This window comes from Nocardia sp. NPDC047648, assembly GCF_040642815.1.
In the GTDB taxonomy this organism is placed as follows: Bacteria; Actinomycetota; Actinomycetes; order Mycobacteriales; family Mycobacteriaceae; genus Nocardia; species Nocardia gamkensis.
Genome location: NZ_JBEYSX010000019.1, coordinates 43,465 through 58,323, shown reverse-complemented (window position 1 = coordinate 58,323; position 14,859 = coordinate 43,465). Strand labels below are relative to the sequence as shown.

Sequence of the window (14,859 nt, the reverse complement as noted above, 5' to 3'; positions counted from 1 at the left end):
ACCGATCACTCGACCGGCACCGCTCCCCTGCGTACCAAGCCGTCGGCGTCGATCGTCACCTGATCGCCGGTGTGGAACCAGGTTCCGGTGAACCGCGCCGCCGTGGTGGTGGGGTCGTTCCAGTAGCGCGGGGTCACATTCGGCCCGCGACAGAGCAATTCGCCGCGGCCCGCCGTCGCCCGCGGCCCCCACAGCGCCAATTCCGTTCCGCCGAAGGGAAACCCGAGCACCGCGGCCGCGTCGGACGAGTCCGGCTGCTCGGCGTCGTCCACCGCGAGACCGATGCCGCTGGTTTCGGTCGCACCCCACACCGACCACTGCCGGGCCGCGGGGAACACGCCGCGCAGTTCGGCCGTGAGCTCGACGGGAGCGACCGGGGACGCGGCGCGTTCGGCGCGATGACCGGCTTTGCTGATCCGCGCGATGCCCTCGGTGCACAACCCTTCGGCGCGCAGTTCGGCGAGTTCGGGCAGCAAGCCCGCGAAGATCCGCGGCGTCGCGGAGACCATGTCGATCCGCTCGGCGGCGATCGCCTCGGCCATGCCTCGGGCGTCCCGGGTGAGCACCACGGTGCCGCCGACGGCGAAGGTCGGCAACAGCTGATCGACGCAGCCGCTGGCGTGCGCCAACGGCAGCAGCACCAGGTTGCGCAGGCCGTCGGTGGGCAGGTCCAGCGCGGCGACCACCGAGCGCACGGCCGACAGCAGATTCTCGTTGGTCAGCTCCACACCCTTGGGCGTGCACGTCCCGCTCGTGTAGCTCAGCAGTGCCAGGTCGCCGAGCGCGGCGCCGTCGTCGATGTAGGCGGCGCCGTCGGGCAGCTCGGCGCCCTTGGGGCCGAGCACGAAATCGGCACGGCTGTCGGCGATCACGCGCTCGGCCACCGCCTCGGGCAACCCATCGTGAACCAGCACGGGTACCGCGCCGCTGAGCAAGGCGCCGAGGAATGCCTGCACCCAGCGAGCGCCGGAGGGCATGTGCACGGCGACGCGGTCGCCGTATCCGATGCCGTGCTCCTGCAAGCCGCCCGCGATCCGGGAGGCGCAGTGCCACAGCTCGCGGTAGGTCAGGCGCGGGCCGCCGATCTCCACCACGGCTTCGCGGCTACCGAAGGCGTGCACCTGTAGATCCAGCAGTTCGGTCAGCGCGGGTGTGAGGTTTCCGTAGCGCAGCACCCCGTCGGCGCCACGGGCTAGCGGGTTGTCCCAGGCGTGCGGGCCGGTGAGGGGATATTCGACGAGCAACTGCGACATTCGTCCTCCGCGTGCCTCGAGGTATCAGGCACTGCGACTATATGACGCATGTCACAACTTCGCTGCGATAGGCGATGAACGTGTCCCAGCTGTCACCGCCCCGAGTAGCGAGCCTTCCCCGGACCCTGCTCGAGGAAACTGCGCACCCCGCCCTTCAGGTCATCGGTGTCGAACAGCGCTCCCGACACCTCGGGCGTCACCGAATCAGCGTGTGCCACACCGCCGGAACGCCAGGCCTCGATGATCTTCTTGGTCGCCGCGTTCGCCTTCGTCGGGCCATCGGCCAGCCGGTGGGTCAGCGCTTTCGCCGCCGCGTCGAGGTCTTCGTGCACGGCGTTGACCACGCCCCACTCGGCCATCGTCGCCGCGTCGTAGAGGTCGCCGGTCATCACGAACTCGCGGGCCCGTCCGGAGCCCGCGCGTTCGGCGAGGCGCTGCGGCCCGCCCATCGACGGGGTCAGCCCGACCACGATCTCCACCAATCCGAACCGGGCCTTCGGCCCCGCGAGCAGGATGTCGCAGGCGAGCGCGATCTCGAAGGCGGCGGTCAGGGTCAACCCGTGCGCTGCGAACACCACCGGGCACGGCAGCGCCTCCAGCGGGTGGATGATCTGCGCGAATAGGGTGCGCCACAACTCGGCGCCCTGCTCCAGGGTCAGGCCATCGAAAACATGCACGTCGACCCCGCCGGACACCACCTTGCCCTCGGCGCGCAGCAGCAGGGCACGCGGCGGCCGCGCCGACAGCTCGGCGATATCGGCGATCAGCGCGTCCAGCATCGCCCGATCGAAGAGATTGAGCGGCGGATGGGCGAGGGTGAGGGTCGCCACCTCCGCGCCTGCGTCGGTGCGGACTCGTTCCAGCCGGGTGGCCTTCGTTTCACTCATCCGGTCAGCCTACGAGGTCGATCTGGAAGACTGTCGATGTGACCAAGTCGGCCAGCCAGCGCGGTTCCTACGTCGAACCCGGCGAGTTCAAGAGGGACACGAACTACATCACCACCCGGATCACGGCCGACGGCCGTGACGGCTACCCCGTCGAGCCGGGGCGCTACCGGCTGGTCGCGGCGCGCGCCTGCCCGTGGGCCAATCGGACGCTGATCGTGCGCAGGCTGCTCGGACTCGAGCCGGTGCTCTCGCTCGGGCTGTGCGGGCCCACGCACGACAAGCTCAGCTGGACCTTCGATCTGGACCCCGGCGGCGTCGACCCGGTACTCGGCATCCCCCGGCTGCGCGACGCCTATCTGGCCCGGTTCCCGGACTATCCGCGGGGTATCACGGTGCCCGCCGTCGTGGACGTGCCGACCGGGCAGGTCGTCACCAACGACTACGCGCAGATCACGCTCGACTTCTCCACCGAGTGGACCGCGCACCACCGGCCCGGCGCGCCGCAGTTGTACCCGGAGCCGCTGCGAGCGGAGATCGACGAGGTGAACCTCGCGGTGTTCCGCGACGTCAACAACGGCGTCTACCGCTGCGGGTTCGCCGGGGCGCAGGACTCCTACGAGGCCGCCTACGACCGGCTCTTCCACCGCCTGGACCTGCTCTCCGAACGCCTTGCCGCGCAACGGTATCTGGTCGGCGACACGATCACCGAGGCCGATGTCCGGCTGTTCACCACACTGGTCCGCTTCGACGCGGTGTATCACGGGCACTTCAAGTGCAACCGGTCCAAGCTCAGTGAGATGCCGGTGCTGTGGGCGTACGCGCGCGATCTGTACCAGACCCCCGGGTTCGGCGACACGATCGACTTCGGTCAGATCAAGACGCACTACTACGTGGTGCACCGCGACATCAACCCGACCGGGATAGTTCCCAAAGGCCCTGATCTGGCGAACTGGCTCACCCCGCACGGCCGGGAGGCCCTCGGCGGCAGGCCGTTCGGTGACGGAACCCCGCCGCCCCCTCCGCCTTCGGGCGAACGCGTGCCCGCGCTCGGCACTCCCGGGTAACGGGCGATCCGGACGACATCGGTCCGGACGAAAGCGAGGCAGCCGCCGGTGGAACCGACGCGGCTGGGTACTTCGTTGTCATGACGAGCTGACGGCAACCGGTGCCATACAGTTCTACCCAGCAGACCGGAAGAGGAGGATGCCGCCGATGCTCAAAGGCGCGTTCGAGAAGACGGTGGTCGAACTGCTCGACACCGGGTCCCGCCTGCAGGCCCCCGCGGTCGCCAAGTACGTGGACCGAATTCGTCGCTCCCATCCGGATGACAGCCCCGCGCAGATCATCGACCGGCTGGAGAAGCAGTACCTGCTCGCGGTGACCGGCAGCGGCAGCGCGGTGGGCGCCACGGCGGCCGTTCCCGGCGTCGGCACCGTCGCGGCCATCGCCGCCGTCAGCGCGGAGACCACCTTCTTCATGGAGGCCTCGGCGGTGTTCACCCTGGCGGTGGCCGCGGTGCACGGCATCTCGCCGGAGGACCAGGAGCAACGCAGGGCGCTCGTGCTGGCCGTCGTGCTCGGCGAGAGCGGCATGCAGATCGTGCAGAAGAGCGTGGGCAGTTCCGCGAAGAACTGGGGCTCGGCCTTCGCCAACCGCATCCCCGGATTGTCGAGCATGAACGATTCGCTGCTGAAGCGGTTCATCATCCGGTTCATCACCAAGCGCGCCGCGCTGATGGCGGGCAAGGTGCTGCCCGCGGGCATCGGCGCCGTGATCGGCGGCGCGGGCAACCGCGCCCTGGGCAAGGCCACGATCAACAACGCGCGCAAGGCATTCGGGAAGCCGCCTGCCACCTGGCCCGGGCACCTGATCATCGACGCCGATCCGTTCACCGCGATCGACCCGGTCAAGCCGCGACCGCCGGCCGAGCCACGATGAGCGGGGCGCTGCCGATCGCGTTCGCGGTCCAGGGACTGACCAAGCGGTACGAACTGGCGACCGCCGTGGCGGACGTCAGCTTCACCGTGCCCTCCGGAGCCATCGCCGCGCTGGTGGGTCCGCACGGCGCGGGCAAGACCACGATTCTGCGGGTGCTGCTCGGACTGGTCGTCCCCACCTCCGGAACCGCGTCCGTCGGCGGGCCCGGTGCCCGGCGCAACGGCACCAGCTCCGCGAGCGTGATCGGCGGCGTCCTCGCGCCCCGCGGACTGCCTCCGGCCCGTACCGCGCGAGAGCACCTCTGGATCCACGCCGCCGCGGCGAACGTCGCCGACAGGCGGGTGACCGAGGTACTCGAACTGGTGGGGCTGGACGAGCACGCCACGACCAAGACCGGCGTCCTATCGATCGGGCAGCAGACCAGGCTGGCCCTGGCCACCGCGCTGCTCGCCGATCCTCCGCTGCTGGCGCTCGACGATCCGATGGACGGGCTCGACACCGCCGAACGCGGCTGGCTGCACGACTTCCTGCGCGGGCACACCCGCCGCGGCGGCAGTGTCCTGCTGACCAGCGAGAGCCTCGGCGCCGTACTGCCCGCGGCCGACCAGCTGGTCGTCCTGAACGAGGGCACGGTGGTGTACCAGGGCACTCCGGCGCGGCTGCGGCGCGGGCACCCGGACCGCCTGGTGGTCGCGGCGTCCACGCCCATCGCGCTGGCCACCATGCTCGCGGCACAGGGATTCACCGACGCGGTGATCCGGCCGGACGGTCGCCTCGCCGTCGCCGAAGCGAGCGAAGCGCAGATCCGCACGGCCGCCACCGCGGCGCAGGTGCGCATCGACAGCATCGTCGCCGACCCGATCCATCCCGACCGCGTGCTCGCGTCGCTGACCAAACCCACCGCCGCGCCCGCGCCGCACTACCCGGGTCTCGCCGCGCCCGGCGCCCAGCCACCCTCGCCGACGCCCTACGGAATCCCACGATGATCACCATCCTGCCCGCGGACCTGGTGCCGAACGTCAACTCCGAGGTGCGCAAGGTCGTCACGATGCCGCGCGCCAGGACGCTCGCCGCCGCGCTGCTCGCCGTGGCACTGTTCGCGAGCCTCGTGTCGGCGAGCCTGGCGGGGCCGCCGGATCCGCGCGGCCAGCCCGCCACCGGCGCGGCGACGATCGGGCTCTACGTCGCGCTGGCGCTGGTAGTGCTCGCGGCGGCGGTCTTCGGCGCGGTGGGCACCGGCGCCGAGTACCGGTACCACAGCATGGCGGTGACCGCGCTGTTCACCGCCGACCGCGACCGGCTCGCCGCCGGGAAATTCCTGGTCATCGGGTGTTGTGCGCTGGCGGCGGCGGTGGCGGTCGAGCTGGTGTCGGTCGTGGCCCTGTTCGGCGTCGGACACGGCAAGGTCGCCGTCACCGGGGAGTTCTTCGCGGTACTCGGCGGCGGGCTGCTCGCCGCGGTCTGCTGGTCGCTGATCGGCGCGAGCGCGGGCATCCTGCTGCGATCCTCGACCAGAGCCGTGCCGCTGTTGCTCGGCTGGATCGTGTTCGCCGAACCCTTGATCTGGCTGATCGCCCGTGGCCTCGGCATTCCGGGCGTGGTCACCCTGCTGCCCGTGTCCGCGACCGTCGGCACCGTGGCGGTGGGTTCCTACCCCGACAGTGATCTACTCGCCCCCACCCCGGCCGCCATCGTGGTCTTGCTGCTGTGGACCATCGGCCTGGGCGCCGCGAGCTGGTGGAGCCTGCGCACCCGCGACCTGTGATCCGCGGCTGGTAGGGAACAACGGCTTGTCGGCCGGTGTCGGTACCGTCGATGACGAACGCGGTACGACAAAGGGGGCGAGCGAACGACGTGGACGGGGGACGTAGACCCGGCTGGATACGCAGGCTGTGGGCCGAATGCCTACCGCACCGCGCGGTGCTGGGCGGACTGGCGGCGGCCGTGGCCGGCGGGGCGGTCGTCGAGACCGCCGGCCCGCTGCTGACGAAACGGGCCGTCGACGCGGCGGGGATCGGTGACACGGCGGCGATCAGCGCCGTGGCCGGACTGATCCTGATATTGGCCGTCAGCCGGTCCGCGGCCGGGTTCGGGCGGCGCTGGCTGGCCGGGCGACTGTCCCTGGACGTGCAGCACGCGCTGCGCGTGCAACTGCTGGGCGCCTTGCAGCGGCTGGACGGCGTCGGACAGGACACGCTGCGCACCGGGCAGGTGGTGTCGCGCTCGATCACCGATCTCCAGCTGGTCCAGGGTCTGCTGGCGATGGTGCCGCTGTCGGGCATGGCGCTGCTGGAGTTCGGATTGGCCGCCGCGGTGATGATCTGGCTGTCCCCGCCGCTGGCTGCCGTCGCGCTGCTGGTGGTCCCCGCGATCGGCGTGGTGGTCTACCGCATGCGGCCGCGCCTGCACGCGGCGACCTGGTCGGCGCAGCAGCGCGCCGCCGATCTCGCCCAGCACGTCGAGGAGACGGTCACCGGCGTGCGGGTGGTCAAAGGGTTCGGCCAGGAAGCGCGGATGGTCGACCTGCTCGAGCGCCACGGTCGCAAACTGTTCGCGGAGCGGATGCGCGCCGCGCGGATCGATGCCGGGTTCGCGCCGTCGGTCGCGACGATTCCGCAGATCGGCATGGTCGCCGTCATCGCGCTCGGCGGACTGCTTGCGCTGCACGGCAGCATCGGCATCGGCACCTTCGTCGCGTTCGCCGCGTATGTCGCCGTCATGACCGGCACCGCGCGCATCCTCTCCTCTGTGATCGTCATGGCCCAGCTGACCAGGGCGGCGGCCGAACGGGTGTTCCAGGTGATCGACACCGCGCCGGTCATCGCCGAGCCCGACCACCCGGTGGAACTGCCGGACGGACCGCTCGGCATCGAGATCGATGCGCTGAGCTTCGGTTTCGACCCCGACCGGCCGGTACTGCGCGAGCTGGATCTGCGCGTGCGGCCCGGCGAGACGGTGGCGGTCATCGGCCCGGCGGGGTCGGGCAAGTCCACGCTCGCCCTATTGCTTCCCCGGTTCTACGCACCCGACGCGGGCAGTATCCGGCTGTTCACCGACACCACTGCGTCGCACGCCGGCTCCGACACCCGAGCGAACCCGCCCGCCGGGACCCACACCGCCGAAACGGTCGGCGTCGACATCGCCGACGTGCGCGCCGCCGACCTACGCGCCGCCATCGGCGTCGTCTTCGACGATCCGTTCTTGTTCTCCGACACCATCGCGGCCAATATCGCGCTCGGACGGCCGGAAGCCACCGACGAGGAGATCAGGCAGGCGGCCGTCCAAGCCGCGGCCGACGAATTCATCGCCGAGTTGCCCGACGGCTACGACACGGTGGTGGGCGAGCGCGGCCTCACCCTCTCCGGCGGCCAGCGCCAGCGGATCGCGCTGGCCAGAACGCTGCTGGCCCGCCCGCGCATCCTGGTGCTCGACGACGCCACCTCCGCGGTGGACGCGGTCACCGAGGCCGCCATCTTCGATGCCCTGCCCGACAACGGTGGACGGACCACGCTGATCCTCGCGCACCGGGAGTCGACGCTGGCCCACGCCGACCGCGTGATCCGGTTGCCCGCCCCCGCCGGGCACCTCGCTGCCGAGCCGGACCAGGCCGCGACGCCGGTCTCCCAGGGGCGAGCGCTCGACGGTCCCTCCGGTCGCCGCTTCGGCAGCGCGGCGGCCGACATCAGCGAGACACCCGAGCTGCGCAGGACGATCGAGCTCCTCCCGCCCGCCACCGAGCGGCCGGGCATGGACGCGGAGCGGCTGCGCGAGCCGGATCCGGCGTTCCGGCTCACCCGCCTGCTGCGGCCGGTCCGCGCGTTGGTATTGACGGTGATCGCACTGCTGGCCGCGGACGCGATCATCGCGATCGCCTTCCCGCCGCTGGTGCGCTACGCCATCGACGGCGGCGTGCTCGGCGACGACGCCGGGGCGCTGGTCCGCGCGACGCTGCTCGGCACGGTCCTGGCCGGGGCGGGCTGGGCGGTCGGCGCGGCCACCACGATGCTCACCGCCCGCACCGGGGAACGGGTGCTGTTCGCCCTGCGCGTGCGCAGCTTCGCGCACCTGCAACGGCTCGGCCTGGACTACTACGAGCGCGAGCTGTCCGGGCGGATCATGACGCGGATGACCACCGACGTCGACGCGCTGTCGACCTTCTTGCAGACCGGAGTCGCCACCAGCTTGATCGGCCTGCTGACGTTGGTCGGCATCACCGCCGCGCTGCTGGTCATCGACGTCTCCCTGGCACTGGCCGTGCTGTCGACGGTGCCCGCCCTGGCGATCGCGACGGTGCTGTTCCGGCGGGTGTCGTCCACCGCCTACACCGTGTCGCGCGAGCATGTGTCGGCGGTCAACGCCGACTTCCAGGAGAACGTGACGGGCTTGCGCGCGGTGCAAGCCAACCGGCACGAGCCACGCGCCGCCCGTCGATTCGCCGAGTACTCCCAGCGTTATCGCAACAGCCGGTTGCGGGCCCAGCGGGCGATCGCGCTGTATTTCGCGTTCGTCGTCGGATGGGCGGACGTGGCCTTGGCGGCGGTGGTGTACTTCGGGGCGCGCGAAGTCGCCACCGGCGCCACCAGCGCGGGCACGCTGGTGGCGTTCGTGCTGTATCTGGAGCTGCTGTTCGTGCCGATCCTGCAGCTATCCCAGGTCTTCGACAATTACCAGCAGGCCAGGGTCGGCCTGCGCCGGATCGGGGACCTGCTGCGCACGCCCTCCTCGATCGCCGCCGATCCGGCCGACCCGGTGCCCATCGACGGCGGGCTGCGCGGTGAGGTGATGTTCGACGACGTCCGCTTCCACTACGCGGGCAGTCGCGTTCCCGCGCTGGACGGCGTCTCGCTGCACATTCCGGCGGGCTCCACCCTGGCCCTGGTCGGGCCGACGGGCGCGGGCAAGTCGACCGTCGTCAAGCTGCTGGCACGGCTGTACGACCTGCCACCGGACGCCGGTTCCGCCGGTGCGGCAGAGCCCGCGGCCGCCGCACCGGAAAGCGAAACCGGAGTAGGCGCGGATGCCCCGGGCGCGATCCGGGTGGACGGCGTCGACGTGCGCGACTACCGCCTCGCCCAGTACCGCTCTCGGCTGGGCATCGTCCCCCAGGAAGCTCACCTGTTCAGCGGCGACGTGGCGAGCAACATTGCATTCGGGAAACCATTCGCGACACCCGAGGAGATCGCCGCGGCCGCCGCAGCGGTGGGCGCGACGGAGATGATCGCCGCCCTTCCGCTCGGGATGAACCAGCCGGTCGGTGAGCGCGGGCGCGGCCTGTCGGCCGGGCAGCGGCAGCTGATCGCCCTCGCCCGCGCCGAACTGGTCGCTCCGGACTTGCTGCTGCTCGACGAGGCCACCGCGACGCTCGACCCGGACGCCGAGGCATCGGTGCTGGCGGCGAGCCGGTCACTGAGCCGGGACCGCACCACGGTGCTCGTCGCGCACCGGCTCGGCACGGCCGCGCGCGCCGACCGGATCGCCGTCGTCGATCATGGGCGAATCGTGGAGATCGGCTCCCACGCGGAACTGCTCGCGGCGGGCGGGCCGTATACCCGGCTGTGGGCAGCGGCGCAGGCGTCGGAGGGAATATTCTCAAGTGACGCCGGGTCATCACCAATAGGGTCGGGGGTGTCGGGTGGTCGGTGAATCCGCCGATTTGCTGCTGGGCCTATCCTCAGATAGGGCGCATCGGCGCGCAATCCGCTGATCCCCGTGCCGGGCACGTCACAAACGTCGCAGCGCGAAGAACGAAATGAGGCGAACACCTGCTGTGAGCAGCTCAACTTCCCAGTTCGGACAGAACCAGTGGCTAGTCGATGAGATGTATCAGAAGTTCAAGCAAGATCCATCTTCGGTCGACGAGAGCTGGCACGAATTCCTGGCCGACTACACGCCTGAGGTGAGTGGCGACTCCGGCAACAGCCAGTCCGCCTCCGCGCCCGCGCAGGCTGCCGCTCCCGCACCGGCTCCGGCGGCCGCCAAGCGCAACGACGCCAAGCCCGCCGGCACCAAGCCCGCCTCCCCCGCGGCTCCGAAAGCGCCCGCCCCGGCCGCCGCGAAGCCCGCACCGGCCGCCGCCAAGCCGGCCGCGGTGAACGCGCGCACCCCGCAGACCACCCCGGCGCCGACGTCGAACGCCGCGCCGACCTCCGGCCCGAAGCAGGCCGACACCGCCGCCGACGAGTCGAAGGTGCTGCGCGGCGCCGCCGCCGCGGTGGCGAAGAACATGGCCGCCTCGCTGAGCATCCCCACCGCGACCAGCGTGCGCGCCATCCCGGCCAAGCTGATGATCGACAACCGCTTGGTCATCAACAACCACCTCGCCCGTACCAGGGGCGGCAAGATCTCCTTCACCCACCTGCTCGGCTACGCCATCGTGCAGGCGGTCAAGGCCTTCCCGAACATGAACCGGCACTACGCCGAGGTCGACGGCAAGCCGAACGCGGTCACCCCCGCGCACACCAACCTCGGCCTTGCCATCGACCTGCCCGGCAAGGACGGCAGCCGGTCGCTGGTCGTCGCCGCCATCAAGGGCTGCGAGGCGATGACCTTCGGGCAGTTCCACACCGCCTACGAGGACATCGTGCGGCGCGCCCGCGACGGCAAGCTCACCGCCGAGGACTTCTCCGGCGTCACCATCTCGCTGACCAACCCGGGCACCATCGGCACCGTGCACTCGGTGCCCCGCCTGATGAACGGGCAGGGCGCGATCATCGGCGCGGGCGCGATGGAGTACCCCGCCGAGTTCCAGGGCATGAGCGACGAGCGGATCGCCGAACTGGGCGTCGGCAAGCTGATGACGCTCACCTCCACCTACGACCACCGCATCATCCAGGGCGCGGAGTCCGGCGACTTCCTGCGCACCATCCACCAGCTGCTGATCTCCGACGACTTCTTCGACGAGATTTTCCACGGCCTCGGCGTGCCGTACGAGCCGATCCGGTGGCGCAAGGACATCCGCGAACGCGGCGTCGACAAGAGCGCGCGCGTGCTGGAGATGATCGCGGCCTACCGCAACCGCGGCCATCTGATGGCCGACACCGATCCGCTGCGGCTGGTCAAGGAGAAGTTCCGCAGTCACCCCGACCTGGACGTCACCCAGCACGGCCTCACGCTATGGGACCTGGACCGCACGTTCAATGTGGCGGGCTTCCACGGCCAGGACCAGATGAAGCTGCGCGACGTGCTGTCCGTCCTGCGCGACGCCTACGTCCGCCACGTCGGTGTGGAGTACACCCATATCCTCGAACCCGAGCAGTTGCAGTGGATCCAGGAGCGGGTCGAGCAGAAGCACGCGAAGCCGACGGTTGCGCAACAGAAGTACATCCTGAACCGACTGAACGCCGCGGAGGCCTTCGAGACCTTCCTGCAGACGAAGTACGTCGGGCAGAAGCGCTTCTCGCTGGAGGGCGCCGAGGCCGTCATCCCGATGATGGACGCTGTGATCGACCAGTGCGCCGAGCACAGCCTCGACGAGGTCATCATCGGCATGCCGCACCGAGGCCGGCTCAACGTGCTGGCCAACATCGTCGGCAAGCCCTACTCGAAGATCTTCACCGAGTTCGAGGGCAACATGAACCCGGCCGCCACGCACGGCTCCGGCGATGTGAAGTACCACCTCGGCGCGCAGGGCACCTACCTGCAGATGTTCGGCGACAACGAGATCGAGGTCTCGCTCACCGCGAACCCCTCGCACCTGGAGGCGGTCGACCCGGTCCTGGAGGGCCTGGTCCGCGCCAAGCAGGACCTGCTGGACAAGGGTGACGGGGCGGAGGGCTTCTCGGTCGTGCCGCTCATGCTGCACGGTGACGCCGCGTTCGCCGGTCAGGGCGTGGTCGCCGAGACGCTGAACCTGTCGGGCCTGCGCGGCTACCGGGTCGGCGGCACCATCCACATCGTGGTGAACAACCAGATCGGTTTCACCACCGCGCCGGAGAACAGCCGCTCCACCGAATACTCCACCGACATCGCGAAGTTCATCGGCGCGCCGATCTTCCACGTCAACGGCGACGACCCGGAGGCGTGCGACTGGGTGGCGCGCCTTGCGGTCGACTTCCGGCAGAAGTTCCGCAAGGACGTCGTCATCGACATGATCTGCTACCGCCGGCGCGGCCACAACGAGGGCGACGACCCGTCGATGACCCAGCCGTGGATGTACGACGTCATCGACACCAAGCGCTCGGTCCGCAAGGCGTACACCGAGAGCCTGATCGGCCGTGGCGACATCTCGCTGAAAGAGGCCGAGGACGCGCTGCGCGACTACCAGGGCCAGCTGGAGCGGGTGTTCAACGAGGTCCGCGAGCTGGAGAAGTACTCGCCGGGGCCGAGCGAGTCGGTCGAAGGCGACCAGCCGGTGCCCGCGAGCGTCGTGACGGCCGTGGACAAGGCCATCCTGCAGCGCATCGGCGACGCCTTCCTCAACGTGCCCGACGGCTTCAACGTGCACCCGCGCGTCAAGCCGGTGCTGGAGAAGCGCCGTGAGATGGCCTACGAGGGCAAGGTCGACTGGGCCTTCGCCGAGTTGCTCGCCTTCGGCACCCTGATCGACGAGGGGCGCGCGGTGCGCCTGACCGGTCAGGACTCTCGCCGCGGCACGTTCACCCAGCGGCACGCGGTGATCATCGACCGCAAGACCGCCGAGGAGTACACCCCGCTGCACAACATCGGCAGCGAGAACCCGGGCTGGTTCGCCGTGCACGACTCGGCGCTGAGCGAATTCGCCGCCGTCGGCTTCGAGTACGGCTACTCGCTGGGCAACCCCAACGCGCTGGTGTTGTGGGAGGCGCAGTTCGGTGACTTCGTCAACGGCGCGCAGTCGATCATCGACGAGTTCATCTCCTCCGGCGAGGCCAAGTGGGGCCAGCTCTCCGACGTCGTGCTGCTGCTGCCGCACGGCCACGAGGGTCAGGGCCCGGACCACACCTCCGGCCGCATCGAGCGCTTCCTGCAGTTGTGCGCGGAAGGCTCGATGACCGTCGCGGTGCCGTCCACCCCGGCCAACTACTTCCACCTGCTGCGCCGCCACGCGCTCGACGGCATCCGCCGCCCGTTGATCGTCTTCACCCCGAAGTCGATGCTGCGCAACAAGGCCGTGGTCTCGGACCTGAAGGACTTCACCGAGAGCAAGTTCCGCTCGGTCTTCGACGAACCCGCCTACGAGCAGGGCATCGGCGACCGCAGCAAGGTCAAGCGCGTCCTGCTGACCAGCGGCAAGCTCTACTACGAGCTGGCCGCCGAAAAGGCCAAGCAGAAGCGCGAAGACGTGGCGATCGTGCGCATCGAGCAGCTCTACCCGCTGCCCGTCCGCCGCCTGAACGAGGCCCTCGAGGGCTACCCCAACGCCACCGACCTGGCATGGGTCCAGGAGGAACCGGCCAACCAGGGCGCCTGGCCCTTCTTCGGCCTCAACCTCCCCGAAACCCTCCCCGCCCGCTTCGCCAACACCAAACTGCGCCGCATCTCCCGCCGCGCGATGTCGGCCCCGTCCTCGGGATCGAGCAAGGTGCACGCGGTGGAACAGGCGGAGATCATCGCGGAGTCGTTCGAGCCGACCAGCTAGTTCCCTGACCACGAAACCGGGCCGAATCGCCTTCGTACCTAAGCGATTCGGCCCGGTTCGCGTTTCAGGACGGCGCGAGCGCTTTCATCAGAGCAGCAGCAGTAGCCTCGTCGATGCAGGTCGGCTTACCACCGTTGTCGGAGTGGAATGCACCGCCTTTGGTGTTTCCGGTGAAGTAGCACATCGGAAAGGCCGGTTTGCCTTCCGGGAAGGTCAGCGGCGGAGCGAGGCCGCCGAGGGTCTCGTCGCGCAGTGCGCGCAGCCCTTTGATCACATCCGCGCTCGTCGAAGACGGCGAGAGGCCGGCAGCTTTGGTCGCTGCCAGGAAGAGCTGCCCGCCTGCCCACGGCCACAGCAGCGGTGAGCTGAAGTCCGTGCTGTCCCGCAGGCCGGGAATGTACTCGGCGAGAGCGTCATTGAAATCCTTGATGGCCGGAATGGATTCGTCGGTGTACAGCGCATTGGAGCCTGCGAAAATGCTGCCCTCGAAGTTCGGGTCCGTGGCCCACGCCTTCTGCAGGCTCACGCCGGTAGGAGCCTGAATCGGTTTGTAACCTTGCTGGGCACAGGATGCCGCGATACGCGAAATCGCCTCGACCGAAACGCCGGGGAAGACGGCGTCGACACCTTTTTCCTTGAATGCCAGGCAGGGCGCGATGTAGTTCGGCGCCGCAATCGCGACTTTCTCCGAAGCGAATCCCAGACCGGACTGTTCGGCCATCGGCTTCACCATCTGCGGCAGCTGCTCGCAGACCGGGATCTCGGCGCAATAGTAGACGCCGAGTTTCTTCGCGCCCGCCTTCTTGGCCTGGGCGACTTCGCCCAGCATCAGCACCGGCAGCGTAGTTCCGGAGGTGAAGAAGTTCGGATCGGTGATGAACGGGGCATCGACCGGCTGTCCGCCGATGACCGGAATGCCCTTACTGTCGATGTAGCTCTGCCAACTCGAACTGACCAGGCTGGTTTGGCCGACGATGGCGACCACCTTGTCCTCTTCGACCAGTTTTTTCGCCACCGCCAGCGCCGTCGTCGGATTCTGCTGGTCGTCGTAGGTGATGAGCTTGACCGGGTGCCCATTGATCCCGCCACGATCGTTGACCCATGACGCCCACGCCTGCAGCACGTCGCTGCTGCGCCCCACCGATCCGGCGGCAGGGCCGCTGCAGCTGCAAATAGATCCGATGACGATCGGATCGCCTTTGAGGCCGCCGTCGGACACCTTCAC

General features: G+C 69.6%; 9 protein-coding genes. 6 read left to right on the top strand and 3 right to left on the bottom strand.

Annotation, left to right across the window (positions count from 1 at the left end):
* Positions 1-5: 5 nt before the first annotated feature.
* Both ABZ803_RS30710 and ABZ803_RS30705 read right to left on the bottom strand, forming a co-directional pair.
* Entirely contained in the window at positions 6-1,253 is a 1,248-nt protein-coding gene (locus ABZ803_RS30710; protein ID WP_357044660.1) for a long-chain fatty acid--CoA ligase, read from the bottom strand.
* A 92-nt stretch (positions 1,254-1,345) separates the two neighbouring features.
* Positions 1,346-2,140, bottom strand: a complete 795-nt coding sequence (locus ABZ803_RS30705) for an enoyl-CoA hydratase/isomerase family protein (protein ID WP_357044658.1) — start codon at positions 2,138-2,140, stop codon at positions 1,346-1,348.
* Positions 2,141-2,178: 38 nt separating this feature from the next.
* On the opposite strand from ABZ803_RS30705, the gene ABZ803_RS30700 reads away from it, so the two are divergent.
* The 6 genes from ABZ803_RS30700 (at position 2,179) to ABZ803_RS30675 (ending at position 13,634) form a co-directional block, all read left to right on the top strand.
* Entirely contained in the window at positions 2,179-3,204 is a 1,026-nt protein-coding gene (locus ABZ803_RS30700) for a glutathione S-transferase C-terminal domain-containing protein (protein ID WP_357044656.1), read from the top strand.
* Positions 3,205-3,352: 148 nt separating this feature from the next.
* A complete protein-coding gene (locus ABZ803_RS30695) occupies positions 3,353-4,078 on the top strand; it encodes a hypothetical protein (protein ID WP_051175493.1) in 726 nt (241 codons plus the stop codon).
* Positions 4,075-5,064 (top strand): ATP-binding cassette domain-containing protein, encoded by a 990-nt coding sequence (locus ABZ803_RS30690; RefSeq protein ID WP_357044654.1) that lies wholly within the window; start codon positions 4,075-4,077, stop codon positions 5,062-5,064. Before ABZ803_RS30695 ends, ABZ803_RS30690 begins: the two co-directional genes overlap by 4 nt.
* Entirely contained in the window at positions 5,061-5,843 is a 783-nt protein-coding gene (locus tag ABZ803_RS30685) for an ABC transporter permease (RefSeq protein WP_357044652.1), read from the top strand. Before ABZ803_RS30690 ends, ABZ803_RS30685 begins: the two co-directional genes overlap by 4 nt.
* A gap of 89 nt (positions 5,844-5,932) precedes the next feature.
* Positions 5,933-9,721, top strand: a complete 3,789-nt coding sequence (locus ABZ803_RS30680) for an ABC transporter ATP-binding protein (protein ID WP_357044650.1) — start codon at positions 5,933-5,935, stop codon at positions 9,719-9,721.
* A gap of 106 nt (positions 9,722-9,827) precedes the next feature.
* Positions 9,828-13,634 carry a multifunctional oxoglutarate decarboxylase/oxoglutarate dehydrogenase thiamine pyrophosphate-binding subunit/dihydrolipoyllysine-residue succinyltransferase subunit gene (locus ABZ803_RS30675; protein ID WP_357044648.1) on the top strand — a complete coding sequence of 1,269 codons (3,807 nt, stop codon included), beginning with the start codon at positions 9,828-9,830 and terminating at the stop codon, positions 13,632-13,634.
* Positions 13,635-13,698: 64 nt separating this feature from the next.
* On the opposite strand, the gene ABZ803_RS30670 is transcribed toward ABZ803_RS30675, so the two are convergent.
* Positions 13,699-14,859 carry an ABC transporter substrate-binding protein gene (locus ABZ803_RS30670; RefSeq protein ID WP_357044646.1) on the bottom strand — a complete coding sequence of 387 codons (1,161 nt, stop codon included), beginning with the start codon at positions 14,857-14,859 and terminating at the stop codon, positions 13,699-13,701.

What these genes read in the sequence shown, in the direction of transcription:
- ABZ803_RS30710 (WP_357044660.1), bottom strand. Translation starts at nt 1,253, where the DNA reads ATGTCGCAGTTGCTCGTCGAATATCCCCTCACCGGCCCGCACGCCTGG.
- ABZ803_RS30705 (WP_357044658.1), bottom strand. Translation starts at nt 2,140, where the DNA reads ATGAGTGAAACGAAGGCCACCCGGCTGGAACGAGTCCGCACCGACGCA.
- ABZ803_RS30695 (WP_051175493.1), top strand. Translation starts at nt 3,353, where the DNA reads ATGCTCAAAGGCGCGTTCGAGAAGACGGTGGTCGAACTGCTCGACACC.
- ABZ803_RS30690 (WP_357044654.1), top strand. Translation starts at nt 4,075, where the DNA reads ATGAGCGGGGCGCTGCCGATCGCGTTCGCGGTCCAGGGACTGACCAAG.
- ABZ803_RS30685 (WP_357044652.1), top strand. Translation starts at nt 5,061, where the DNA reads ATGATCACCATCCTGCCCGCGGACCTGGTGCCGAACGTCAACTCCGAG.
- ABZ803_RS30675 (WP_357044648.1), top strand. Translation starts at nt 9,828, where the DNA reads ATGAGGCGAACACCTGCTGTGAGCAGCTCAACTTCCCAGTTCGGACAG.